General features: G+C 55.0%; 18 protein-coding genes, 1 other RNA gene and 1 pseudogene. 14 read left to right on the forward strand and 6 right to left on the reverse strand.

Going from position 1 to position 25,013, the window contains the following annotated elements:
• The first annotated feature begins 45 nt into the window (after positions 1 to 45).
• From IPM21_18105 to ssrS, 4 genes are all read left to right on the forward strand, one after another.
• Positions 46 to 2,133 (forward strand): phenylalanine--tRNA ligase subunit beta, encoded by a 2,088-nt coding sequence (locus IPM21_18105; protein MBK9165783.1) that lies wholly within the window; start codon positions 46 to 48, stop codon positions 2,131 to 2,133.
• Positions 2,134 to 2,169: 36 nt separating this feature from the next.
• On the forward strand, positions 2,170 to 2,511 hold the full coding sequence (locus IPM21_18110; protein MBK9165784.1) for a hypothetical protein: 342 nt from the start codon (positions 2,170 to 2,172) through the stop codon (positions 2,509 to 2,511).
• On the forward strand, positions 2,511 to 2,867 hold the full coding sequence (locus IPM21_18115) for a cell division protein ZapA (GenBank protein ID MBK9165785.1): 357 nt from the start codon (positions 2,511 to 2,513) through the stop codon (positions 2,865 to 2,867). The genes IPM21_18110 and IPM21_18115 overlap by 1 nt, the downstream gene beginning before the upstream one ends.
• A gap of 77 nt (positions 2,868 to 2,944) precedes the next feature.
• A non-coding RNA gene (ssrS, locus tag IPM21_18120) (6S RNA) lies at positions 2,945 to 3,149 on the forward strand.
• A 6-nt stretch (positions 3,150 to 3,155) separates the two neighbouring features.
• Here ssrS and IPM21_18125 read toward each other — a convergent pair.
• Complete coding sequence (locus tag IPM21_18125; protein ID MBK9165786.1) at positions 3,156 to 3,953, reverse strand: hypothetical protein; 798 nt, start codon at positions 3,951 to 3,953, stop codon at positions 3,156 to 3,158.
• A gap of 54 nt (positions 3,954 to 4,007) precedes the next feature.
• On the opposite strand from IPM21_18125, the gene IPM21_18130 reads away from it, so the two are divergent.
• The gene (locus IPM21_18130) at positions 4,008 to 4,988 is read left to right on the forward strand and encodes a hypothetical protein (protein MBK9165787.1); all 981 of its coding nucleotides are present in this window, start codon (positions 4,008 to 4,010) and stop codon (positions 4,986 to 4,988) included.
• Here IPM21_18130 and IPM21_18135 read toward each other — a convergent pair whose 3' ends face one another.
• The 3 genes from IPM21_18135 to IPM21_18145 form a co-directional block, all read right to left on the reverse strand.
• On the reverse strand, positions 4,989 to 5,438 hold the full coding sequence (locus tag IPM21_18135) for a zinc-ribbon domain-containing protein (protein MBK9165788.1): 450 nt from the start codon (positions 5,436 to 5,438) through the stop codon (positions 4,989 to 4,991).
• Positions 5,439 to 5,481: 43 nt separating this feature from the next.
• Complete coding sequence (locus IPM21_18140) at positions 5,482 to 6,450, reverse strand: Gfo/Idh/MocA family oxidoreductase (protein ID MBK9165789.1); 969 nt, start codon at positions 6,448 to 6,450, stop codon at positions 5,482 to 5,484.
• A 100-nt stretch (positions 6,451 to 6,550) separates the two neighbouring features.
• Entirely contained in the window at positions 6,551 to 7,399 is an 849-nt protein-coding gene (locus tag IPM21_18145; protein MBK9165790.1) for a sugar phosphate isomerase/epimerase, read from the reverse strand.
• Positions 7,400 to 7,562: 163 nt separating this feature from the next.
• Here IPM21_18145 and IPM21_18150 point away from each other — a divergent pair, with 163 nt between their 5' ends.
• Positions 7,563 to 8,936 carry a transglycosylase SLT domain-containing protein gene (locus tag IPM21_18150; protein ID MBK9165791.1) on the forward strand — a complete coding sequence of 458 codons (1,374 nt, stop codon included), beginning with the start codon at positions 7,563 to 7,565 and terminating at the stop codon, positions 8,934 to 8,936.
• Between the two features lie 77 nt (positions 8,937 to 9,013).
• On the opposite strand, the gene IPM21_18155 is transcribed toward IPM21_18150, so the two are convergent.
• Positions 9,014 to 9,448, reverse strand: a complete 435-nt coding sequence (locus IPM21_18155) for a hypothetical protein (GenBank protein ID MBK9165792.1) — start codon at positions 9,446 to 9,448, stop codon at positions 9,014 to 9,016.
• Positions 9,449 to 9,768: 320 nt separating this feature from the next.
• Here IPM21_18155 and speB point away from each other — a divergent pair, with 320 nt between their 5' ends.
• The 8 genes from speB to IPM21_18195 all read left to right on the forward strand — a co-directional run bounded on the left by speB (position 9,769) and on the right by IPM21_18195 (position 23,350).
• Complete coding sequence (gene speB / locus IPM21_18160) at positions 9,769 to 10,677, forward strand: agmatinase (GenBank protein MBK9165793.1); 909 nt, start codon at positions 9,769 to 9,771, stop codon at positions 10,675 to 10,677.
• A 133-nt stretch (positions 10,678 to 10,810) separates the two neighbouring features.
• Positions 10,811 to 12,313: a Do family serine endopeptidase gene (locus tag IPM21_18165; GenBank protein ID MBK9165794.1), complete on the forward strand. Its 1,503-nt coding sequence runs from the start codon at positions 10,811 to 10,813 to the stop codon at positions 12,311 to 12,313.
• Between the two features lie 17 nt (positions 12,314 to 12,330).
• Complete coding sequence (locus IPM21_18170) at positions 12,331 to 12,849, forward strand: hypothetical protein (protein ID MBK9165795.1); 519 nt, start codon at positions 12,331 to 12,333, stop codon at positions 12,847 to 12,849.
• A gap of 779 nt (positions 12,850 to 13,628) precedes the next feature.
• Positions 13,629 to 13,859: a hypothetical protein gene (locus tag IPM21_18175; GenBank protein MBK9165796.1), complete on the forward strand. Its 231-nt coding sequence runs from the start codon at positions 13,629 to 13,631 to the stop codon at positions 13,857 to 13,859.
• Positions 13,860 to 14,380: 521 nt separating this feature from the next.
• Positions 14,381 to 17,068: a pyruvate, phosphate dikinase gene (locus IPM21_18180; protein MBK9165797.1), complete on the forward strand. Its 2,688-nt coding sequence runs from the start codon at positions 14,381 to 14,383 to the stop codon at positions 17,066 to 17,068.
• A 9-nt stretch (positions 17,069 to 17,077) separates the two neighbouring features.
• Entirely contained in the window at positions 17,078 to 18,724 is a 1,647-nt protein-coding gene (locus IPM21_18185; protein ID MBK9165798.1) for an NAD(P)-binding protein, read from the forward strand.
• A gap of 39 nt (positions 18,725 to 18,763) precedes the next feature.
• Positions 18,764 to 22,327 carry a pyruvate:ferredoxin (flavodoxin) oxidoreductase gene (gene nifJ, locus IPM21_18190; GenBank protein MBK9165799.1) on the forward strand — a complete coding sequence of 1,188 codons (3,564 nt, stop codon included), beginning with the start codon at positions 18,764 to 18,766 and terminating at the stop codon, positions 22,325 to 22,327.
• Positions 22,328 to 22,339: 12 nt separating this feature from the next.
• On the forward strand, positions 22,340 to 23,350 hold the full coding sequence (locus IPM21_18195; protein ID MBK9165800.1) for a dihydroorotate dehydrogenase-like protein: 1,011 nt from the start codon (positions 22,340 to 22,342) through the stop codon (positions 23,348 to 23,350).
• A gap of 299 nt (positions 23,351 to 23,649) precedes the next feature.
• Here the strand turns inward: IPM21_18195 and IPM21_18200 are convergent.
• A pseudogene (locus IPM21_18200) lies at positions 23,650 to 24,868 on the reverse strand (IS256 family transposase).
• Positions 24,869 to 25,013: the final 145 nt, after the last annotated feature.

The raw sequence follows: 25,013 nt of genomic DNA on the forward strand, positions 1-25,013 counted from the left end.
CAATGTTCGCTGCGTGCTGGAACATTGCGAGACTTTAAAATATAAATGAACATCAGTTACAATTGGCTCAAAGAGCTCATCGATATCGACCTTTCTGCCGAGGAAACTGCGGCGGCTCTGACGCGCGTGGGGTTGGCGGTCGAGGGGATCCATCCGCATAAGGGCGACCTTGTTTTGGACATTGATCTTACGTCGAACCGCTCGGACTGCCTTTCGCATCTCGGTGTCGCCCGCGAGCTCGGTGTGATAACCGGACGGTCGCTCAAGGCTACGAGCGGGTCGGCGGCGGCGGGCGATGAGCTTGACGCGGTTCCCTTTCCTTCGGTTCTTGCGCCTGAGGTCGTGCGGGTTGATGCTCCCGAGTTTTGCAATCGCTTCACCGCCCGGGTGATCCGCGGCGTAAAGATCGGCCCTTCGCCTGAGTGGCTGGTCGATCGGCTTGAGGCTCTCGGTGAGCGTTCGATCAACAACGTCGCCGACATCACTAACTACGTAATGCTCGAGCTCGGCCAGCCGATGCACGCCTTTGACCTCGATAAGCTTGCCGAAAAGCGGATCGTCGTCCGCACCGCTCGAGCCGGCGAAACGATCACGACGCTGGACGAAATTGAGCGAACGCTCGATGAAACGATGCTCGCCATCTGCGACGCCGAACGGCCGGTTGCGGTCGCCGGTGTGATGGGCGGCATCGAAAGCGGCATCACCGAGACGACGACAAACGTTCTTCTCGAGGTCGCATATTTCAAACGCGAGAATATCCGCCAAACCTCGCGGAAACTCGGCCTCGCGACCGAGGCGAGCTATCGCTTCGAACGCGGCGTCGATATCGAAAACCTCATCCGTGCCTCGGACCGTGCGACGGAGCTGATCGTTCAGCTCGCCGGCGGTGAGGCCGCGGACATCGTCGACGTCTATCCCGAACGTCAGCCCGAGCGGACGGTTCGTTCGGCAGATGTCGCGTCGGCCGTCAAACGGCTCACTGGGCTCGATGTTGCGGCGGATGAATGTGAACGGATACTCTCGGCTCTCGGCATTGCCCGCATCGGCGATGGCGAATATACGTCGCCGACCTGGCGGCACGACATCGCCATCGAAGAAGATCTGGTGGAAGAGGTCGCCCGCCACGCGGGCTATGAGAATATCAAGGACGAGCTGCCGCCTGCCTTCGGTGCTGGCGAGTATCAGGCAAGCGAGGTTCGGAAACGCCGCCTCCGCGGTGCACTCGTCGAGCAGGGCTTTGACGAGGCCATCGCCTATAGCTTCATTGACGTCCGCCACGATGATCTTTTCGCAGCGGTCCCCGAGTTCCTTCGCGAAGGCGGCGAGGAGAAATTCGTTACGCTGAAGGATTCCGTCATCGAAGGCTCCGTTCGAATGCGGCCGACGCTTATCCCGGGCCTGCTCGGTGCTCTGCGGCTCAATTTGAACCACCAGCGACGCGACGTAAAGCTCTTCGAGATCGGCAAAGCATTTGCCGCTTCCGGAATGGGCGAACTCCCGACCGAGCGTGAGCTTTTCACGATCGCCGTGACCGGCGGCGAAGTCCATGAGGACCGGGCGATGCCCGCCCGACAGCTCGATCTTTACGATGCGAAAGGTGCGGTCGAGGCCGCTCTCGAGGCCGCCGGGGCCGCAGATTGTGACTACCGTCCAGCGGAGATCTCGCATTTGCGGGCCGGACAATCGGGCGAGGTCGTGAAAGATGGTCGCGTTGTTGGAACCTTTGGCCGGCTAAATGAGGAAATCGCAGCCAATTACAAGTTTAAGCAGCCTGTATATGTTGCGGAGCTCGATCTACAAACGATACTCGCGGAACCGAGCGAGCCGGCTGTTTACACGCCTTTATCGCGGTTTCCTGCGGTCGTACGCGACATTTCGTTTTTGGTCCCGCGTTCGCTGACCTTTGCGGAGATTCAAAGCTCCGCCATCGGAGCCGACGCAACGAACCTCCGGGCGGTCTCGTTCGTCGATATTTTTGAAGGCAAGGGACTTGCCGATGATGTCCGCTCGCTGACGATCCGGCTCGAATTTCGCAGCGATGAGCGAACGCTTACCGACGCCGAGGTCGATGCGGAGTATTCGGCCGTTCTTACAAAGCTCAAGCATGAGCTTTCACTGGAGCCTCGAACGTAGGCTTGAAACATACAACTTGCAGTTTGGTGAAAAAATTTGGATAATCATCGTCACGCGATCAGCCAAAACCTCTCACCTGGAGTCAATCGGATGAATGGTCTAACGGGAATGGAGAAATTCTCGCATCTCGAGGATAAGATTTACCTCACCATCGAGTTTGCAAAAAAACTTCGTGAAGAGAACGACAAGCTCGAAAAAGAGCTCGTTGACCTTCGCAGAGAAAAGCTCGGCTTTGACCGAGAGCGGATGCGGCTCGAGGAAAAGATCGAATCGCTGCTCACCGAGCGCGATGCGATCCAGCTCAAGGTCGAGGCCATGCTTGAGGCAATGACGATACTCGATACCGAGGTTGCCGCTGCGGTCGGGAGGGTTCAGTGATGGCTGTCGGGCGTGAGGACGGAGGTTCGGCCGAGCAGGCGATCCGCGTCGAGATATACAATCAGACGTACAGCATTCGCTCGGATGGCGACAACGAGTATATCCAGAAACTCGCTGACTATGTCGATTCGAAAATGCGGGACATCTCTTCCGGAACGCTCACTGTCGATTCGCTCAAGGTGGCGATCCTCGCCGCTCTTCACATCGCCGACGAACTCCATCAGCATCAACATCAGAACCAGCAGACCGATGCTCAGCTTGCCTCGCGAAGTGCCGAATGTTCCGAAATGCTCGACCGGATTTTGAAGCACAAAGACATCGTTCCGCAGGAGCTCGAGTCGGACCGTTCGATGTAGTTTACTCGCCGCTTTTTTTACCTTCGTATTTCTTTATTTCCACTTCCCTGAGTGCTATAGTTTTTCTAGGCGGCGAGCAATGACTGCCTAGTGCGTCACCAAGCGCAACTATAATTGAGCCAACACTTGAATTGAGGGAGGCTGATGCCGATTTCAGTGCGGCCCCCTACGCGGGAAGCCGCCGGAGGATGAGGCTTCGATGCATCGAAAGATGCAGAAGGCCACCCACCTGTTAAAAGCAGGTTCAATTCATGCGTTTGGAACGGCTCAGGCGGTCGCTCGCTGCCTTTACTTTTCTAAGAGGGTTTGTTCGGCCGCTGCGGCCTCGCTCTCAAGCTCCAACCTGATTTCTTCCGTAGCCTGTGCTTCCTGCAGTGCGAGAGGCAATTCAGATGAACGAGCCGAGAGCCGCTTCATCGCGAGCTCGGTTCCGGCGAGGCTGCCACCGCGAAGCACCGCCGCCTCGATCATCTGCAAGCGGGCCTCGGCCTCGCCGAGCATTCCCTGGGCGTCGGCGTTGATCTTGCCGATCTTGTCCGCGTCTTTCCTTATCGATTCGAGAAACTCTGACTGTCGCTCGGTCTTTAGCTGGCGGAGTTTTGATTCGCGGCGTTTTGTTTCACTAAGTTTCTTGCGCGTGGCCCTTATTACACGCGTCGCGGTCAATCGCGAGGCAAGCGTTTCGCGATAGGCATCGGCAAGCAACGGTTCATTCCGCTCCATTTCCTTGAGGGCACGCTTCTCTTGGGGTTTGAGCTCGTGGCGGAACCACTCGACCTCGTTCGCCTTTATGCCGTCAACGGCGATCATTTCCCTGATCTCCGCTCGCCACCGCGAATATTTATATCCAAAAATACCCGAAAGTATCGCTCCTTTGAGAAAACCGATCGCAGTTATCAGGAATCCAAAAAACAAGATCGTAGCCGCGACCGGAGGCGAAGAGGCGAACAAAACAAAAAGAATTGCAGAGACGATGACGGGAAGCAGCGTCAAAACGACCGGCGAGGCAATGGCCGCAAGCCGCAAGTTTCGCCCGCGTGCAAGCTCGCGCGGCTCGATATCGTATTTTACCGGAAGTTCGCTCATTCCCGATTAACTTTACAAACACTGCCGTTCTAATTCAAACTAAGGCCTGTAAAGATGAGCAAGGAACGAAATGGTTTTGCGTTTAATGATGTGCGGCCGCGGGTGGCGGTGCTGTTCACCTTCGTTCTGATCGCCTCGGGCTTTCTCACCGCACAGGCACAGGACCCGCAAAACAGTCAGGCGAGAACCGTTTCGATCCCGATCTCGATCTACACTCAGCAGGAACTCCGCACCGGGCAGCAACAGGAACTGGTCGAGGTCGATCAGTTGCTCGTTCGCGAGAACGGTATGGACCAGACCATCCTTTCGATCCGCAGCATCGACGAGGCTCCGTTGGCCCTTGCCGTGCTGATTCAAGACGACCTTGCGACCGAGTTCAATCTGCAATTAAAAGATGTTGCCAGCTTCATACGCGGGCTTCCGAAAGGCTCGCGTGTGATGGTCGGATATCTTCGTTCCGGAACGATCCAGATCCGGCAGAGATTTACGACAGACCTCGAGAAAGCGGCAGGGGCTCTCAGGATAGTCGCGTCGAGTACGGCCGTTTCGCCCCGCAGCCCCTATGACGGCGTCCTCGACGCACTCAAACGCTTTGATTCGCTGCCGGCCGGACGCCGGGCGATCCTTATGGTTTCGGACGGTGTTGATGCTTCGCAAGGCTTTTTCGGCGCTACGCCGAGCCAGAGCGTTGACCTCGACCGAGCGATCTTTAACGCACAGCGAAAAAGTGTTTCGGTCTTCTCGATCTATTCTCCGACAGTTTTGACGGACAATCGAAACACGCAGCTTGCCTTATTTGGCCAGGGTTCGCTTGATCGGCTCGCGAAGGAAACCGGCGGCCGTGCATTCTTTCAGGGCCAGATCGCTCCGATCAACTACGACCCGTTCTTCCGTGAGCTCAAGCTTCTGCTCGACAGGCAGTTTCTGCTCACCTATCTCTCTACAAATACAAAAAAGGGCTTTTATCGTCTTGATGTAATAAGTACGAATCCGGACGTCCGCATCGTTCATCCAAAGGGCTACGTTTACCGTTAATTATTTGACCGCGCGTTTGCAGATCGGGCAAACCGGAACATCCTCTTTCAAAAGAAGTCCGATCCAGAAAAACACTACCGTGAACAAGAGTAGGGTTCCGAAGACGATCCAGCCCGCGGTCGAAATGCGCCGTTCGTTCACGGGCAGAAAGTGTGTGCCGCAGAATGGGCATCGGTAGTTGCCCGAAAGGTCTTTCGGCCCGGTGTAGGCGAGGGCTCCGGCGTGAGGAGCTAAATGGGTCTCAAGAAGTGGCGAGGTTCGCTGTTTGTAGTCAAGACTGACGGTCCGTCCTTCGGCTTGGGTCTGGTACTCGTCCGTCTTCCAGGCATACGGCCGCGGCGGAGCCTGGTCGAAATCAACCTCTTGCCGCAGAGCCATCCTCGCTCCGCAAAATCGGCAGAACTGGCTTTCATCGGCATTTGTTTTGCCGCAATTTTGACACTGGATCACAACCTTAGCTACGAGCAACTATGAACCGAGGTTCCCGCCACGTTCAAAAGCGAATGCGTTCACCGCTACGGATGGCAGTATACACCGATTCGACCAACTCGACCGACCGAAATCCGTCATCGGCGGTCACGGGCGGCTCGCTGCCGGACAGTATCGAATCGATAAAAGCCCGATCTTCCTGAACGTATCCCCAACGCTCCTCTTTCTCGGTCATATGAAAAGAAAGCGTTTCAAAGTTGGCGTCCATTCCGCGTGAATCGAGAAGCCGCTCCATTTCTTCGGTCATTATCGTTCGGTGGTGACAGAAGACCTCGATCCGCTCGAACGGAAAATGCCAGCTCGCGTCCGACGAAGATGCGAACGTGCAGTGAAAGCCGTTCTTAAACTTGAAGATGATCGAAAATTCATCAAGCTCCGGATATTCGTGCTGCGACCCGTAGGCTACAAGCTCTTCGATCTCGCCGAACTGGAACCGCATCATATCGAAGAGGTGGATGGTCGTCTCATAAAGAAAGCCGCCGGTCACATTCACATCGCCGGTCCAGACCGGATTCTTCAGCTCACCGCGGTTCATCTTTATGTGGGCAGAGTGGGCCGTGTCGTTACCGAGCAGCTCCTTCAGCGTCGCATAGACCGGTGCAAAGCGGCGATTGTGCCCGACCTGAAAGACGCCCTTGCCGTTGAGAGCCGCGTCGCGGAGTTCGCTCGCGTCTTCAATGCCGATAGCGAAAGGCTTTTCGCAAAAGACATGCTTCCCTTCCGCGATAGCGTGCAAGGCGATCTCTTTGTGCGTCTTGTTCGGTGAGCATACAAGAACAGCGTCGCAGTTCTCCATCAGCTCATCACGCGACGAGCAGACCTTGCCGCCGATGCTCTTGGCGGTACGCTCCGCCCGCTCCGGGACGATATCGTACAACGCCGAAACCTCAACACGCTCATCGCGCGTATAAATCCGCCCGTGAACATTGCCGATATACCCGGTTCCAACGATTCCAATTCGAACTTTACTCATTATATTTCCGACAACGGATCAGCACTGATTCCCACAGATTCTGATCGATTCTCCGACAAAACGATCCGTGAAGATCCGCGAAAATCCGTTGTAAACCTTCCTACCAAATTCCTCCGGCGGCGTATTTGCCCAGCCCAAGTGCCTTTTCGGCGGCTTCTTTCGCCTCTTTTGCGACGACGAACGGATCGCGCTCCCAATATTCGGGGCGAAAGATCTCAACGCTCGCCGGGCCTTCGTAGCCGATCTTGTCTAGTGTTTCTTTCATCTTTGCGATGGGCAAAACACCTTCGCCGGGATATAGCCGCTTTGAGTCGTTCAATTCGTCCTTCGGCAGATCTTCGGCACCGTTGATGTGAAAAATGAAGAGCTTTTTCGGGTCGAGGCTCTCGAGCGCTTCCCAAGACGAGCTCCCGGCATAGAAATGATACGTGTCTATGACATTTCCGACGCTTTCGCGCCCGACCAGATCGACGATCTTGCTGCCGAGATCGAGCGTCGTCACCGAATTCCCTGCCTCGCCCAGAAACTCAAAACCGAGCTTGATGCCGTGCGGTTCGGCAATATCTGCCAGTTCATTCAAGACGCGGACCGATTCCGCGATCGTCTCTTCGTCGGTCTTCGGCCCCTGCCGCAATGCACCGGGCACGGAGAGAACATACGGGCAACCGATCGCCGCTGAAATGGCCGAGAGCTTTTCGCACTCGGCTTTGATCGCGGCGTAGTCCTCGTCCGAACGCCAAGTAATATGCTCAAGCGTGTTGATCGAAAGAACCTCAACGCCAGTCTCCTTTAGCAGCCCGATCAGGTCTTCAACCGAGTGCACGTCAAGATAGTCGTAAAGCTTATTCGAACGCAGTTCCACCATCTCAAACCCCGCCGCCGCCGCCGAGCGGATGTCCGTCTCGAGGTCTGCGGTCATCGTGGTCGCGCCATTGATCGCCAGTCTCATAATCTCTCCTCTTGCTCAAAAGCAAAGCCAGATTTTAGCACGCCGAATGCCGCTGAACATAAGCAGCAACCATGCTCGGCAACCCCAAACATTGCCATTACGTCCAAACATCGGTTAACCTAGGGCTTTGGCCCCTGCCCGCTTTAAATTCCGTAAGAATATTATGAGGTTTGTACTATCTTCACTTGTTTTCGCCCTATTACTTTCGATCGCTTCGCTCGGCCAGTCGTCCGACGCCGCTCTGAGGCGGGCAATCGACGCCGACAACGCTGCAAAGATCGAATCCGGTGGAAAGTTGCCTGTGATGGCCGCCGAGGAGCACCTCTCGCGGGCGGAAACCTACATGGCTAACCGCTTGTTTCCCCAAGCTCGAGAGCATTGGGCGATCGTGCTTGCGACTTATCCGGAACATGCCGGAACGCCGAAGGCTCTCTTCGGCACGGCCCGCTCGTTTATGTGGGAACGCGAGTACCTGAAGGCGGTCGAGTGGTTCGATCGGCTCTTAAAAGATCATTCGATGAGCAAAGAGGGCCGCGATGGCCTCTCCTTCAAAGGGGCAAGCTACGTTCGTGCCGGCAAGAATCTTGAGGCCGCCCGGACCTATGAACAATACACGGTGATGTTCCCGACGGGCGAGCGGATCGAGTCGGCTTATCTCAACATCATTGACGCCTACCGCGAGGCTGGCGAATACGCAAAAGCCGCCGAATGGGTCGAAAAGGCGGTTCGCGAGTTTCCCGGTAAGACCACTGAGGTCAATGCTTTACAGGGTTTGGTCCGAATGGAACTTTATCGCGGGCGATGGAATGAAGCCGCGGCGGCGGCGGATCGAATGCTCGCGGTTCGAACCTTCGCGGGTTCGATGACGTCCGCTGACGAAGCTCGTTTTCTGAAAGCCTATGCCCTCGAAAAGGCCGGGAAGGAAGCCGAAGCTTCGGCCATTTTCTCGTCGCTCCCGCAAACGAGCACCTCCTATTTTGGCGGGCTCGCGGCCGAGCGAAACGTTGCGTCGCCGGTTAGAAAGACGGCAGCCGTTTCGTCGGGGATGTATTCTCAATATCCTTCGCCTTTCCGTGCGCAGGTCTTGAAGCACGCTACAAAGCAGCGGATCGACCCCCGATTTGTCCTTGCAATAATGAAGCAGGAAAGCTCATTCCGCCCAACTGCAAAATCGCCGGCGGGTGCTCGCGGCTTGATTCAACTAGTCTTCGATACGGCAATCAAATATAAGGACGAGGCCGGATATCCGCGACTGCAGCCGGACGATCTTTACGATCCGGAGACTAACGTTGCCATTGGGTCGATCTATATCCGTAAGATCAAGGATGAATTCGGCGGGCTTTACGAGGCCGTTGCGGCAAGCTACAACGCCGGCGAAGACAACGCGGCACGTTGGCTCAACCGGACGAAGCCGAAGGATCCGGGACTATTTGCCGCCGAGGTCGGGTTTGCAGAAACCAAGAATTACGTGTTCAAGGTGATGAACAACTATCGGGTCTATCGCGAACTTTACGACGAAAAGCTGAATCGCCGATAACCTCGTGCGACGACCGAAAATGAAAAATGCCCGGCAATTTGCAAACGGGCATTTTTTCGTTTCTCGATATTGCTGATCTATGGACAGGCCGTCTTGCGCCAGCCGACCGGGCCTTCCATACACTGAAAAAGCTGACCGACGCTGTTGAGTGTGAACGACTCATCCCCCGCACCGTTCGTGCTTAGCTCGAGTCGATACAACTTGCCTAGCACCGATTCATCATCCTCGAGCAGGCGGGAAACAAAAACGACCGTGACGTTCTTCTCCGCGACTTCGCCGAGGCGGTAAACGCTGAAATCGGGTTCGTCGCCGACCTCAATGCTAAGCTCAGTGAGCATTTTCACGGCACATTCTTCAGGGTTCCCAACGCATTCTGCCGGTGCGGTGAGCTCGATGGCGTCCCAGCGTTCCGGCTCGGTCACGAACTTGGAGAATTTCTGTTGTGCCAGAGCGTTTGTCGATAGCAAGGCGATGGTGAATACGAAGAGCGCGAAGAGTGTGAATTTTTTCATTTATTTCCTCCTGTGGTGTTGAAGAGATCTAGGTGATCGGGGGAAACAACCGGGAACGTTTAGCGAAGGATCCGGTCATAAACGGGCAACTCGCGAAGTCAACGGAATCTTACCAGGCTGATTTTTTTGAGTGGTCTCGGCGAGTGTTGCGTGCGAATTGTTGAAGAGTTCGGGTCAGTCAAGCAGGCCAGACTGTGAATCACCTCTAATAATAGTACATTTTGCTGGCTTTTTGCAATATTTTCCCGAGAACGCATCTTAGGCAAGGTTCGCCGGCCGAGTTTTTTTGAAAATTGCGGACAGGAGTCTAAAATATCCGTATGAGTGAATCTGAAAACTTGCCGATGAATTTCGGCGGCATTGATGAGGTCGAACTATCATCGTTCGATCAATCAAGGATACTGATCTGGCCGGTCTCGTACGAGGGCACCGTGTCATTCGGCACCGGAACCGGGCGCGGGGCGATGTCGATCGTCGATGCCTCGCGCAACATGGAGCTCTACGAGGAAGAGACCGATACCGAGCCATTTCGCGTCGGTATCCATACGCTTGATGAGTTCAAGCCCCGGCCGACGCCCGATGAGATGATGGCGGCACTTTACGACGAGGCGAAACGGTTGGTCAGTGCCGACAAGTTCCTCTGCATGATCGGCGGCGAGCATTCCGTCTCCGGCCCCGTCATTAAGGCCCACGCCGAGAAATACCATGACTTCAGCGTTCTTCAGATCGATGCCCACGCCGATCTCCGCGACACCTACGACGGCACGCCGCATTCGCATGCCTCGATAATGGCTCGGGTCGTCAGAGATATGCGGATCCCCTCGGTGCAGGTCGGTATTCGTTCGCTTTCGGCGGAAGAGGCGATCGCGATCGCCGACGGGCTGCCGACAAAGATATTCTGGGCTCGCGACGTCGCAGGCAAGACCGACTGGATAGACGAAGCGGTCGCCGGCCTTTCGGATAATGTGTACCTGACCATCGACATCGACGGGCTCGACCCCTCAATAATGCCGACGACCGGAACACCCGAACCGGGCGGGCTCGGCTGGTACGAAACGCTCGAGCTGATCAAACGCACGGCAGAGAAAAAGAACATCGTCGGGATGGACCTGGTCGAGTATTCGTTCAACGACCTTTTCGACGCCCCCGCGTTCCTGTGTTCGAAGTTGATCTACAAGTCGCTCGCGTATGTTTTTCGGGACTCGCTTTCGCGTGTTGCCGGCGCGTAACGCATCCCGATTGGACGGAATTTTCCGAACCATTAGTGCCACAAGGTCGTATTGATTTGTTACAGTAGAACTTTCGCATCGAAATTTTGACGGATCATCTTGATCGAGTTTAGTGAATTGCGGAGTATTTGAAATGAAAAGGTCACAAGCTTTATTCGCCTTTATATTTGTTTTCTCGCTGTTTATTGCAGGCTGCAATACGGGCCTGCTTTCACCAGCGGAAGTTCCGGCGCCATCTGAACCGGCTGCGCCGCCCGCCCCGGTTGTTATCGACGGCATTCGAACTTCCTACGCGGACATTGTTGAGAAAACTACGCCTGCCGTACTTACGATAGAATCTGAGGTCCGTTCGCAGCCGCAGGCCCGGCAAACTCAAGAGGGTTCGCCGTTCGACGAATTTTTCCGCCAACAACCCGGCCCGCGCAGAAATCAGGGACCGCGAGTGGAGAGAGGTGTCGGCTCGGGCGTCATCGTATCGGCGGACGGAACCGTCCTGACCAATGCCCACGTCGTTGACGAAGCGACGCGGATCACGGCAATTACTTCGGATAATCGACGGTATGAGGCGAAGCTTGTCGGCATAGACAAACCGAGCGACCTCGCCGTCTTGAAGATCGAAGCACAGAACCTTCCCTTTCTTTCGCTCGGAAATTCGGATGCGGTCCGTGTTGGCGATATCGCCCTCGCCATTGGCAATCCGCTCGGTATCGGCCAATCGGTAACGGCCGGCATTATCTCTGCCAAAGGCCGCAGAACGGGGCTTGCCTACGGCGGGAGCGACTCTTTTGAGGATTTTATCCAGACCGATGCACCGATCAACCGCGGCAACTCGGGCGGTGCACTCATTAACCTCGAAGGCCAGCTGATCGGCATCAATTCGCAGATACTATCTTCACGCGACAGCGGTGGCGGCAATATCGGAATCGCATTCTCGATCCCGTCGAACATGGCCAAGAACGTGATGGAGCAACTGCTCGCGAGCGGCAAGGTCCGCCGCGGCCTGCTCGGCGTTAACATTCAAACAGTCACAGGCGACACAGCGAGAGCTCTTGATCTGCCGGACGGCTCAGGCGTACTTGTCAGCAATGTCCGGCCCGGAAGCTCGGCTGAAAAGGCGGGCGTCAAACGTGGCGACATCATCACAGCGGTGAATGGCGAGAAGATCGACGACGGCAACGTGCTCCGAAACAAGATCGCGGGCACGCTTCCGGGCTCGGAGGTCAAGCTGAGCGTCCTTCGCGACGGCAATACAACGGAACTGACTGCGGTGCTTGACGAGTTTGATCCGGAAACCGCAGCGACCAACGCTCCGCCGGCCGGGCCGGGACAGGAAGCTCAACCGGAACGCGGCAGCGGCAAGCTCGGCGTCACGCTTCAGCCGGTAACGCCCGCTCTCGCAAAGCAGTTTGGCTCAGGCACGGAGACCGAGGGGCTTGTCATCATCGAGATCGATCCGAGTGGATCGGCCGCCGAGGCCGGCATCGCAAAGGGTGATATTATACTCGAGGTGAACCGACGTAACGTGAAGTCGGCCGAGGAGGTCGAGGCCGCGTTGCAGCAGTCCGGTGACCGTCCGGTTCTCTTGCTCATCTCAAGGCGAGGGACCGTCACCTACTTGACCGTCCGTCTGAACTAGTCGATCGTAGAAAAAGGATGTGGAATAAGATCTATTTTGGATCCCTTGCGGCCGCGACCGGCCTTACAGCGTTCCTGGCATATTATGCCTGGTCCTGGCTCGGCAGCATCGGCAAACCGGCAGATGCTCTTGCCGGGTTCGAATATTGGCACTTCTTGCTTAGGAACGCTTTGTGGTTCCTCTCGCTCGCTCTTTTGACGCTCGGTACAATTTGCCTGGTCAAGACGAAAAAGGCGTGGAATCTTTGGATCACATTCGGATTCTTTACCACCTTCGCCATCTTTACCTACTTCATTCTCATCTTTTCCGCGAGTTCATTTGAGACGGTTCGCGGCCTTCCTGCACGAAGCTCGTTCACCGCACCGATCATCACCGTGCTGCTCATCGCCGGTTTTGGCGGACTGACCTTTGCAGCTCATTTTGTAACGCTGAGGTTTGTAGAAAGGCTCTATCCTGAAAAGGACCTGGCAGTTGATGATCCCGCTCTTTCGTCAGTTGCCCCGCCGGAACCCGAAACCGAAGAACAAACCAAATAAGAAAAGGCCGGCTCGTCATAAAAACAAGCCGGCCTTGATCTATTGGTCGGGACGGCGAGATTTGAACTCACGACCTCTCGCACCCCAACCAACCTGAGGGGTTATCATAAGCTCTCAAGATCTCTCAAAAGCAATCAAAATCAGCTATATGCTTGTCACTCATAGGTTGTGTGTAGATGTGCGCCGGGAAAAGTGCAACCATCTTGCAACCAACTTACGGAAAATGGTTCTTACTAGAACGTCGCAAAAATGGACCTTGCAGGATAGTGAAGATAACACATTCTGACGGAAAATAAGCAGTAATTTTGCAAGTTGGTGTTTTGTAACATTTTATTGCATGAAATGTCACAACCATATGCATTAGCTCGTCTGGCTCGTTATTAAACCGTTTGAGCTCCACCAATCTGATCGGCCATACCTCGCGGCGACGGGCGGCTTTTGGTAGAGCTTCGCGTTTGGGACGGGTTTTGGGTCCTGATCCGATCTCTTGGACTTCATGGGCGATCCTCAAGCATTCGCGCCGCGAAGCGTCCGCAAAGAACCATCTCCATTTCGCATAAAATGCACGTGGAGATGACCGCCAAAACATTCTACATTTCTGACTCTTCATGCACTTTGAACAGGGAGAAATCCGGAGTTATTCCTGAAAAGGTCAACTCCCTGTAAGTTCTTTTTTTAATGGATTTAGATACAACTCTAGGGGCAGTGACGATTTTCTGATCGACGACGCAACGCTCTCGACCGCCTGCGTTGCCGTGACCGCTATCGTGTGCGGTCGAGTGACGATACCCACCGGTCTCGGTCTCCGAAGCGCTACGCTGACGCTGACCGATCCGCAGGGTGTCAGACGAACGGCCGCGACAAGTTCATTCGTCTTTTACAATTTTGGGAACGTAGTGATGGGGCAGTCCTACACGAACTGCGTTTCCTCAAGACGCTACCGTTTAGTCTCTCTCATCCTGACGATAATCGGAAATCTGAACAACGTCGATTTCGTGGGGCTGGATTGATGAGAGAACCGAGGCTGGAATTGATGGGCAATTCCCGTACGGTGAAGACTAGGCTTGTGCCTGTGCGAGATGATTCAAATCGGTCGCTTCCGGATTGTTAGCGCGGGTCGCAAGATAAACCGTATTGTTCTGACTGAGAAGGCGGTCACCGCTTGTGCACTCGTGTGAAAAAGGCGCATGGGAAACCGCAATCGAAACCAAATTCTCGAAAGCAACATTACATCCCGCCGACGCGAACGCATTTTGGGCACGATAAGCACGAAATGTCGAACACACTCTACGGAATCGGCGAACTGCGAGAAAACTCACAGTTTGCATTATGCTTTTCAGCGCTTTTCAGGACAGGGCAATCTCTTAAAAACAAGAATTCGAGAGAGCGCTGAGCGACGGTTGCCCAACGTTCCTTTGGAACGCTTCTTGCCGTAAGACTGAGCATAGAAAAGTGACTTCACCTGCTTTGGGAGGAGGTTCTTTTCTTCATAACTTGCAAAAAAGGAGCATCTCTTATGCAGTCAGGGCAGATGATCAAGGAGGAAGTCTGGAGCTTCCTGTTCGAAGAGTGTGCCGATCCGGCATCCAACGCGGGAAAATTTCTTTTTGGAGGAAAGGGTTCGGCTCTGGCGAACATGACGAAGCTCGGGTTTCCCGTCCCGCCCGGATTCGTCATCACGACCGAATGCTGCAAAGCCTATCATAGGAACGAAAAGGTGATCCCGGACGGTCTCTGGCCGCAGGTAATGGCGCAGTTGTCCGCGGTAGAGGCAAAACTCGGTAAACGATTTGGTGACGCGGAGAATCCGCTGCTGGTCTCGGTGCGATCGGGATCTGCTTTTTCGATGCCGGGAATGATGGACACAATTCTAAACCTCGGCCTCAATGACGAAACCGTCGCTGCATTAGCCACACAAACCGGCGACGAGCGTTTCGCGTGGGACGCCTATCGCAGGTTTATATCGCTGTTTGCCCAGATCGTTATACGCATACCGCACGAAAAGTTTGAGAAGATCCTTGACCGGTACAAAGCTGATGGGCGACAGGACACGGACATTACGACCGATGAGTTGAAAGAGATCGTCGCGGCCTATAAGCGGATCGTTCTTGTTGAAGGAAGGATGAACTTCCCGGTGGATGTCCAAAAGCAGCTTCGGATGGCGATCGCAGCCGTATTTGATTCCTGGATGGGCAAACGAGCAGTCGATTACCGCCGCGTGCACCGGATATCTGGCGACCTCGGCACCGCAGTCAATGTTCAGGCGATGGTCTTCGGCAATCTCGGCGAAGCCAGCGGAACAGGCGTTTGCTTTACCCGGAACCCTTCGACCGGCGAAAAAGCATTGTATGGCGAGTATCTGCTCAACGCGCAAGGCGAAGACGTCGTCGCGGGAATTCGCACGCCGCTACCGATCTCCGTCTTGGAGGAGCAAATGTCAGAGGTTTACGCTCAACTCCTGGAACTCACCGATCGGCTTGAGCAACATTACCACGACATGCAGGATATCGAGTTTACGATCGAACGTGGCAAGTTGTTCATCCTGCAAACCCGAGCCGGAAAACGAACCGGCGCGGCGTCTGTAAAGATCGCCGTCGGGATGGTGCAGGAAGGATTGATCGATCGAAAAACGGCGCTTCAAAGAGTCTCTCCGGAGCATCTCGACCAGCTTCTTCACCCGACGATCGATCCGTCGGCGAACGAGGAACCGATCGCAACGGGATTGCCCGCCAGCCCGGGTGCGGCGCAGGGAATTGTCGTCCTTGACCCAGACGATGCCGAGGAAATGGTCAAGCAGGGGCATCAGGTGATACTCGTCCGAAGAGAGACAAGTCCTGACGATTTTCACGGCATGGTTGTCGCCGAAGCGATCCTGACTCAGCGTGGTGGCATGACAAGCCACGCGGCCGTGGTCGCTCGCGGGATGGGCAAGCCGTGCGTCGCCGGAGCAACGGACGTCAACGTCAACTATGCACACAACGAGTTCACGGTTGGCGACCTAACAATAACGAGAGGCGAATGGTTAACTGTCGACGGGACTACAGGACATGTCTTTAATGGAAAGGTGCCAACTGTTCAGCCGCAACTTGGCGAAGATTTTGAGATGTTGATGACCTGGGCTGATGAAGTTCGCCGTCTCAAGGTGAGGGCGAATGCCGATACCGGACATGATTCCGAAGTAGCGCGTGGATATGGCGCTCAGGGAACGGGGCTCTGCCGAACCGAACATATGTTTTTCGAAGGCGACCGTTTAGCTGTGATGCGCGAGATGATACTAGCGCCCGGGCTCGGGGAACGCGAAAAGGCTCTTGCGAAGCTCCTGCCATTTCAGAAAAGGGACTTTATTGAGATATTCCGTGTCATGAACGGCCAGCCCGTGACCGTCCGTTTGCTCGATCCGCCGCTTCACGAGTTCTTGCCCGAAAAGCCAGAATTGCTTGAGAAGCTAACCGAGTTGAAATTCAGCGCCCGTTCGGCAAGTCCGAAGGAGATGGACTTTCTGCTGGACGAGATAGCGGAAAAAAGAAAGCTGCTTCGCCGCGTGGAAATCCTTTCAGAGGCAAATCCGATGCTCGGTCTTCGCGGCTGCCGACTCGGGATCGTTTACCCGGAGGTCACGCGAATGCAGGCACGGGCTATCTTCGAAGCGGCGTGCGAAGTTCGTAACGACGGGATCGACGTGCGGGTCGAGGTAATGATACCGCTCATCTCGACCGTCGAGGAGTTTCGCGATCAGGCCGGGTTGGTCCGGGAAGTCGCTGCACAGATCCTGAAGGAGAATGGCGTCGAAATAGAGTTCTTTGTCGGGACCATGATCGAACTTCCAAGAGCCGCTCTCATGGCCGACCAGATAGCGGCCGAGGCCGACTTCTTCTCGTTCGGGACAAACGACCTGACCCAAACCACCCTTGGTTTGAGCCGTGACGATTCGGGCAAATTCCTGCCTAAATATATTGAAGCGAAGATATATCCCGACGATCCTTTCCAGACGCTCGATCAGGAAGGTGTCGGTCAACTCGTCAAGATGGCCGTTGAACGTGGACGCTCTGTAAAGCCGGCGATCAAGCTTGGTATCTGCGGCGAGCACGGCGGCGACCCGCGTTCGATCGAATTCTTTGATTCCATCGGCCTGGACTATGTAAGCTGCTCGCCGTTTCGCATCCCGATCGCAAGGCTGGCTGCGGCCCAAGCAGCATTGAACAGATCTGATATGAAATAGGGAAATCGTATGTCAATCTCCGTTAACGATCTTACCTTAAAGACCGATCTCTCGGATCACGCCGTGGGGACCGGGCCGGTTAGGGCTCAGCGTCCCCGGTACGTCGATTTTCTTCCCCCTTGTAACAATGCGTGTCCCGCCGGCGAAGACGTCCAGTCGTGGCTTGCGTTTGCCCAGGAGGGCGAGTACCGCAAAGCGTGGGACAAGTTGACCGAAGAAAATCCGATGCCCGCGATCCACGGGCGGGTTTGTTATCACCCCTGCGAAACCTTCTGCAATCGGGGTTCGGTCGACAGCTCGGTAAGCATTCACGCGGTCGAACGCTTCCTGGGGGACCTTGCCGTGACCAATGACTGGCACTTCCCAGTTCCCCCAAAGCAGAGCGGGCGTCGCGTGCTTGTCATCGGAGCAGGGCCAAGTGGGTTGTCGGCTGCGTATCACCTTGCCCGACTCGGCCACGACGTCGAGATCATCGAGGCCGGGCCGGTTGCCGGTGGAATGATGCATTTCGGCATACCAGCGTATCGCTTGCCCCGAAACATCCTGCGTGCAGAGATCGGGCGGATCGAGCAGATGGGCGTCCGGATAACGCTAAATCACAAAGTAACGGACATTCTCGCAGAGAAGTCAGCCGGGAATTTTGACGCCGTTTTCATTGCGATCGGAGCTCATATAGGTAAAAAAACCCACATACCGGCACGGGACGCGAGCAAGATACTCGACGCCGTGACGTTCCTTCGGGATGTGGAACTCGGCAACGCCCCGAACCTGGGCCGCCGGGTGGCTATTTATGGTGGAGGAAACACGGCAATGGATGCGGCCCGTACGGCAAAGCGACTCGGTGCCGAAGAGGCATTGATCATCTATAGACGCGACCGCGACCACATGCCGGCTCATGATTTCGAGGCCGATGAAGCATTGACCGAGGGTATCAAGATACATTGGCTACGCACGATCAAGGACCTTGACGAAACGACGATGACCGTTGAGCGAATGGAGGTAAGAGAGGGGCAACCGGTTCCAACTGGTGAGTTCGAAACTCTTGAGGCAGATTCAGTCATTCTTGCTCTGGGACAGTCGACCGAGACTGACTTTCTAAAGGGAATTGAACGAATTCAGTTCGACGCCGACGGAACTGTGATCGTCGATCAAAGAATGATGACAGGTTTCCCGGGTATCTTCGCGGGCGGTGATATGGTGCCGAGCGAAAGGACCGTAACCGTCGCAACGGGTCACGGCAAAAAGGCGGCGCGAAACATCGACGCCTGGTTAAGTGGACGGACGTACGAAAAAGCAGAGAGTAATCCGTTGGTAACGATCGAACAGCTCCACGTCTGGTATCGGACTCAGGCAGAAGCCCGTCAGGAGGGCCACGTAGAGCCTGCGGTTGCGGTAACCGGTTTCGAGGAGATCGTCGGAGGCCTGAATGAAGAAGAGGCAAAGTATGAAGCCCAGCGATGTTACTCATGCGGCAATTGCTTTGAATGCGACGGCTGCTTCGGAGCGTGTCCCGAGGGAGCGATCATCAAACTCGGCAAGGGCAATCGTTACAAGTTCAACTTTAACCTTTGTACCGGCTGCGGCGTCTGCTATGAGCAGTGCCCGTGCCACGCAATCGATATGGTTGCTGAATCTGCAGTAGTAGCTGGTGTGTAGTGTAAAGGCCCTGTACACAGCAGGAGCATCAGGAGTTGCATGAACAAGATAGTAACTATCGACGGTAATGAGGCCGCGGCGTATGTCGCCTACAGAGTGAATGAGGTTTGCGCGATCTATCCGATCACGCCGTCGTCAACAATGGCCGAGCTGGCGGACGAATGGTCGGCGAAACACGTTGCGAACATCTGGGGCAACGTCCCTGACGTGATCGAAATGCAAAGCGAGGGCGGGGCTGCGGGCACGGTCCACGGTGCACTGCAGACAGGCTCATTGACCACGACCTTCACGGCTTCGCAGGGCCTAATGCTGATGCTGCCCAATATGTACAAGATCGCGGGCGAGTTGACGTCTGCCGTCTTTCACGTCGCGGCCCGCTCGCTGGCGGCACAGGGGCTTTCGATCTTTGGCGACCATCAGGACGTGATGGCAGCGAGGACCACGGGCTTTGCCCTACTTGCATCATCGAGCGTACAAGAGGCTCATGATATGGCGTTGATCGCTCAGGCAGCTACGCTCAGGTCGCGTATTCCCTTCATTCATTTCTTCGACGGGTTCAGAACCTCACACGAGGTGAACAAGATCGAATGCCTTTCCGATGAGCAGATCCGTGGGATGATCGACGATCGGTTTGTTTTCGAACACCGTGGCCGAGCACTTAACCCTGACAACCCGTTCGTTCGCGGTACGGCGCAGAATCCGGATGTGTATTTCCAGGGAAGAGAAACGGTCAACCGCTTTTACGCTGCGGTTCCGTCGATACTGAAAGAGGAAATGCGAAAATTCGCCGAACTGACGGGCCGAGCGTATTTGCCCGTTAGGTATTTCGGCCGGGCAGATGCCGAGCGTGTCATTGTGGTAATGGGCTCAGGTGTCGAAACGGCGGTTGAAACGGCCCGGTTTCTCGCCGGGCACGGAGAAAAAACAGGCGTAGTTCAGGTCTCGCTTTACCGCCCGTTCCCGGCGGAAGAATTTCTAAACGCTCTACCGGTTGGCACAAAGTCTATTGCCGTACTCGACCGAACTAAGGAACCCGGTGCCTCCGGCGAACCGCTTTATCAGGACGTAATGGTCACGCTAATGGAGGGTCTGGCTTCAAGCCCGCTCACTGAAATGCCGCGTATCGTCGGTGGCCGATACGGGTTGTCGTCGAAGGAATTCACTCCGGCGATGGTCAAAGCGGTGTTCGACAATATTTCGGCGGATGAACCGAAAAATCATTTTACCGTCGGGATTAACGACGATATCGGATTCACAAGCCTCAAGGTCGATGAGACTTTTCGGCTCGACGAATCTGCGTGGACGCAGGCCCTGTTTTTTGGACTCGGAGCTGACGGCACGGTCGGGGCCAATAAGAACAGCATCAAGATCATCGGCGAAAATACAGATCTTCATGCCCAGGGCTATTTTGTCTATGACTCAAAGAAATCGGGTGCAAAGACCGTTTCCCACCTTCGCTTCGGCAAGAGCCCTATCAAGGCGCCATATTTGATCACTTCCGCCGATTTCGTGGCGTGTCATCAGTTCAACTTTCTGGAAAAGGAGGAAATGCTCGGTTTTGCGAAACATGGAGCGACATTCCTGCTGAATAGCCCATACAGCAAAGAGGAGGTTTGGGACAGGCTGCCCTACAAAGTTCAACGGGCAATCATCGAAAAGGGATTAAAACTCTGCATAATCGACGCGGCCGATGTGGCAGGTAAAACCGGCATGGCTGGCCGAATCAATACGATAATGCAGACTTGTTTCTTCGCACTTTCGGGCGTTCTCTCGCCCGAGGACGCGATTGCGCAGATAAAAAAGGCGATCGAGAAAACTTACACCAAAAAAGGACGGCAGGTCATCGAAAAGAACTTCGAAGCCGTCGATCAGACACTTGAAAATCTCTTCGAGGTTATTATCCCTGAGACAATCACCGCAGCCGAGACGGATGGCCGTTCGATTCTCGAAAATGCGCCGGACTTTGTAAGGAACGTTACCCAAATGATGATAGCGGGTCAGGGCGATCAAATACCTGTCAGCGCCCTGCCGGTGGACGGAACCTACCCGAACTCGACTTCTAAATGGGAGAAGCGAAACGTATCGAATCGCGTCGCCGTTTGGGAGTCGGACACCTGCATCCAGTGCGGCAATTGCAGTTTCGTATGCCCGCACAGCGTCATACGATCAAGGTTCTTTCATAAGGAAAATCTTGGCACCGCTCCGTTAGGATTTAAGTCGGCGCCGATAAACGCACGCGGTTTTCCAGAGACGCGGTTCTCGCTCCAGGTCTATCTGGAAGACTGCACCGGCTGCAATCTCTGTTATGAAGTCTGTCCGGTTCGTGATAATAGCTCGGGTGATCGGCGGGCGATCAATTTGGCCGAAAAGCCCGCTGACCTAGCCGGGGAGAGGGCGGGCATTGAGTTCTTCGAAGCTCTGCCTCAAAACGAGAAAACCGACGTCAATTATTCGACGGTCCATGGCGTTCAGTTCCTAGACCCGCTCTTTGAGTTTTCGGGTGCTTGCGCCGGCTGCGGAGAAACACCGTATATCAAAGTCCTAACGCAACTTTTCGGAGACCGGCTACTTGTCGCCAATGCTACCGGCTGTTCGTCTATCTTCGGCGGCAATCTGCCAACTACGCCGTGGGCATCGGACCTAAAGGGCCGCGGCCCGGCGTGGTCGAATTCGCTGTTTGAGGATAACGCCGAATTCGGTCTCGGCATGAGGGTAACGGCCGACAAGCAGCTCGAAATGGCACATCGATTGCTCGACCGGCTGCGGGCGGACCTCGGCGACGAGGTGGTGGATGATCTTATCAACTCTCCGCAATCGGTCGAAAGCGAGATAGAGCGGCAACGCACGCGGGTGGCGTTGCTGAAGGATCGACTAGCGGACATCGACACCGCTGAGGCTAAACACCTTCTCTCGATGGCGGACCAGCTTGTTCACCGGACAGTCTGGCTGATCGGCGGTGATGGATGGGCATACGACATCGGTTCGGGCGGACTTGATCATGCTCTTTCGACGGGCCGCAACATTAATGTACTGGTGCTCGACACTGAGGTCTACTCCAACACGGGAGGTCAGATGTCCAAGGCAACTCCGACCGGAGCAACCGCAAAATTTGCCTCGGCGGGCAAACGGGTCGGGAAAAAAGATCTCGCATTGCAGATGATCTCGTACGGCAACGTTTACGTCGCGCAAATTGCGATGGGAGCGAATCCACAGCAGACGCTGCTTGCTATGCGCGAAGCGGAAGCATACGACGGTCCGTCGCTGATCCTCGCATACAGTCACTGCATTGCCCACGGTATCGATATGGAAAAAGGTCTCGATCAACAGAAAATGGCGGTCGAAAGTGGGTATTGGCCGTTGATCAGGTTTAACCCGGTTCTTAGGAAAAACGGCAAGCGCCCGTTCGTGCTCGACTCTACAAAGCCCACGATACCGCTCCGGAAATATGCCTACAACGAACTGCGTTACAAGGTACTTACGCAAACGGCCCCGGAAGATGCCGAGCGGCTGATGAACCTCGCTCAGGAGATCGTTGACCTGCGCTGGAAAACCTATGAAGAGATGGCCGGATTCGGAGCCAGCTCCTTCCAGCCGGTGTTATAAAGGAGGAAAGAAATGCCTGATCTAACTACCCAATACATGGGGCTGAACCTCAGCTCGCCACTCGTCGTCTCTTCGAATCCGCTCTCGCAGAAAGTGGATAACATCCTGCAAATGGAGGATGCCGGTGCGGGTGCGGTCGTACTCTTTTCACTTTTCGAGGAACAGATCCGAGGCGAGGCGGCCAGGGTCGAACAAGTAAGCATGGCGACCTCGAATGCGTTCTCTGAGGCTTCCGACTATTTCCCGGATATCCGTGACTATCACGTGGGGCCGGGCCGTTATTTGGATCTCATTCGAAAGTCTAAGGAACGAACCGGGCTGCCGATCATCGCAAGCCTGAACGGGACCACGCCCGAAGGCTGGATCGAGTACGCTCATGAGATCGAACAGGCCGGAGCGGACGCTCTGGAAATAAACGTCTATTTCATCCCGGCTGACATCCATCTGACGGCCGCTGATGTGGAAGATCGGTATCTTGACGTCGTGCGTCTTGTTCGCGAGACAGTAAAAATTCCGATAGCCGTAAAAATGAACCCGTATTTCTCCTCGACCGGGAATATGTCTCAGCGGTTTTGTGAAGCCGGGGCCGACGGCCTTGTCTTCTTCAACAGGTTCTATCAACCGGATTTCGATATCCTCGAGTTAAATGTACTATCGGATCTGGACCTCAGCGTTAAGGCTGAGATCCGCCTCCCGCTTTTGTGGATCGCCGTTCTTTACGGTCAGATCCCAGCTTCCCTTGCCGCTACGACCGGCGTACACGGCGCCAGAGAGCTCATCAAATACATCCTGGCCGGGGCCGATGTAGCAATGTGCGCCTCCGGTTTGCTAAAGAATGGAATACCGTGGATAAAGGATGTCTTAACGGATCTTGAATTTTACATGAACGAAATGCCGTTCTCCTCGGTTCAGTCATTCAAGGGCATTATGAGCCAGCAAAAAATAGCGGATCCGTCTGCATACGGGCGAGCCAACTACATTGCGATCCTCGAGAAGAAGCAGTGGACGTCGCCCCGGCCTTGACCGGCCTTCCGCGTAGTGCCCTCTGATTCGAGTTACCAATCGTCTTATTGCTACGTCGGAAAAAGGGCTTACCGAACAGGCGAAAAAGATCGTCGAAGATACGGACCCGTTGATACTGCGCAGAACAATTAGTTACCTATACACAAGAGAAACAGAGTCGTCATTCGCAATAGAAGGAGAAAAAGCCATTGAAACAAGCGCCGAGCGGCTCGTCAACCCTCTTCACGCCGCGGAGTTCGACACTGGCGACAACGACGCCTTAAAGCGATTTTTCCACGGTTTCCATTGCCTTCTTAGCTTCAGGCGATGGGCACCCGGTTCTCGAAGATGATCGCGAAGCGATTGAGGTCGGCCTTCCAGTTTTGGATCGGCATCGTTCAATTTTTCGAGATGTTCCCCAAGGCAAGATAGAGCAATTTCAGGACGGCCTCGTCTCAAGGGAATGAGCTGCGTGCCTTGGTCACTTTTCGCAAAGACATATTCAGCGACTCGATGGAGTTGGTCGTGTAGATCACTTTTCTGATCTCCGGCGGATGTGCGAAAAACGGTACCCCGCGGGCCCGGTTTCTAGCTTTTTGCGATCATCGGAAACCTGTCATCCCATTTCTCCGCGAATTCCGCGAGCCGCATTTCGGTCTCGGCTTCGGTCTCCGCCGGATAGATCGTTCTCAGATCGGCGGCAACTTCCTTACGTTGTTTCCAGCCGACGAAGTTCAGCGAATGCCGAACCATGTGCACAATGCACGACTGAACCTCGGTCTTCGGATACACCGTCTCGATCGCTTCGGGAAATCCTTTCAGCCCGTCCACGCACGCGATCAGGATGTCGTCCAATCCCCGGTTCTTCAATTCGGTCACCCCTTGCAGCCAGAACTTCGCTCCTTCAGTCTGGGCTATCCACAGCCCGAGCACCTCTTTCATCCCATCCGTGTTCACGCCGATCGCAAGGTAGATCGCCTTGTTCCGCACCGTTGCTCCGTCCCGCACCTTGAACTGCAGTGCGTCCATGTAAACAAACGGATAGAAGCTCTCCAGCGGTCGGTCCTGCCACGCTTTCGCTTCATCGATCACCTCGTCCGTCACCGCCGAGACTAGCGCCGGCGATACCTCGACCTGGTGGATCTCTTCCAAATGCTGCTTTATTTCCCGAGTCGAAAGCCCTCGTGCATACAGCGAGATTATCTTGTCATCGAAACCTGTGAACCGCGTCTGATGCTTGCCGATGATCTTTGGATCGAACGTACCCGCACGGTCCCTCGGCACCTCGATCGGCATTGTCCCAAACGTCCCTTTCAGCGTCTTCGCCGTTTTCCCGTTCCGCGAATTCCCGCTGTTCCGGCCCGCCGCCTCGTATTTGTCATACCCGACGTGCTCCGTCATCTCCGCCGACATCGCCCGCTCCAACAGCCGTTTCGTCAACTGCTTCAATAGCCCGTTTTCTCCGATCAAATCCTCCGGTTCCTTGTAATCCTTTAGCAAATTATCAATGATCTCGTCTTCGATCCGACTCTTTTCCATGGTCATTTTCCTCCTTTTTCCAAACCTATTTCATTTGTCTCATGAAAGGGAGGCAGTCTTGTTTGCGTATGACCTCTCGCGTGGGCGAGAAGTTTGAAGTTTGGGTTGAGAATTTAGTTGGATGATACGCCCTTGCCGATGCGCG

It is taken from the genome of Acidobacteriota bacterium, assembly GCA_016716435.1.
Lineage (GTDB): Bacteria > Acidobacteriota > Blastocatellia > Pyrinomonadales > Pyrinomonadaceae > OLB17.

Coding starts and splice junctions, on each gene's coding strand:
- IPM21_18105 (MBK9165783.1), top strand. CDS start 46: ATGAACATCAGTTACAATTGGCTCAAAGAGCTCATCGATATCGACCTT.
- IPM21_18115 (MBK9165785.1), top strand. CDS start 2,511: ATGGCTGTCGGGCGTGAGGACGGAGGTTCGGCCGAGCAGGCGATCCGC.
- IPM21_18125 (MBK9165786.1), bottom strand. CDS start 3,953: ATGAGCGAACTTCCGGTAAAATACGATATCGAGCCGCGCGAGCTTGCA.
- IPM21_18130 (MBK9165787.1), top strand. CDS start 4,008: ATGAGCAAGGAACGAAATGGTTTTGCGTTTAATGATGTGCGGCCGCGG.
- IPM21_18140 (MBK9165789.1), bottom strand. CDS start 6,450: ATGAGTAAAGTTCGAATTGGAATCGTTGGAACCGGGTATATCGGCAAT.
- IPM21_18145 (MBK9165790.1), bottom strand. CDS start 7,399: ATGAGACTGGCGATCAATGGCGCGACCACGATGACCGCAGACCTCGAG.
- IPM21_18150 (MBK9165791.1), top strand. CDS start 7,563: ATGAGGTTTGTACTATCTTCACTTGTTTTCGCCCTATTACTTTCGATC.
- IPM21_18155 (MBK9165792.1), bottom strand. CDS start 9,448: ATGAAAAAATTCACACTCTTCGCGCTCTTCGTATTCACCATCGCCTTG.
- speB (MBK9165793.1), top strand. CDS start 9,769: ATGAGTGAATCTGAAAACTTGCCGATGAATTTCGGCGGCATTGATGAG.
- IPM21_18165 (MBK9165794.1), top strand. CDS start 10,811: ATGAAAAGGTCACAAGCTTTATTCGCCTTTATATTTGTTTTCTCGCTG.
- IPM21_18170 (MBK9165795.1), top strand. CDS start 12,331: ATGTGGAATAAGATCTATTTTGGATCCCTTGCGGCCGCGACCGGCCTT.
- IPM21_18180 (MBK9165797.1), top strand. CDS start 14,381: ATGATCAAGGAGGAAGTCTGGAGCTTCCTGTTCGAAGAGTGTGCCGAT.
- IPM21_18185 (MBK9165798.1), top strand. CDS start 17,078: ATGTCAATCTCCGTTAACGATCTTACCTTAAAGACCGATCTCTCGGAT.
- nifJ (MBK9165799.1), top strand. CDS start 18,764: ATGAACAAGATAGTAACTATCGACGGTAATGAGGCCGCGGCGTATGTC.
- IPM21_18195 (MBK9165800.1), top strand. CDS start 22,340: ATGCCTGATCTAACTACCCAATACATGGGGCTGAACCTCAGCTCGCCA.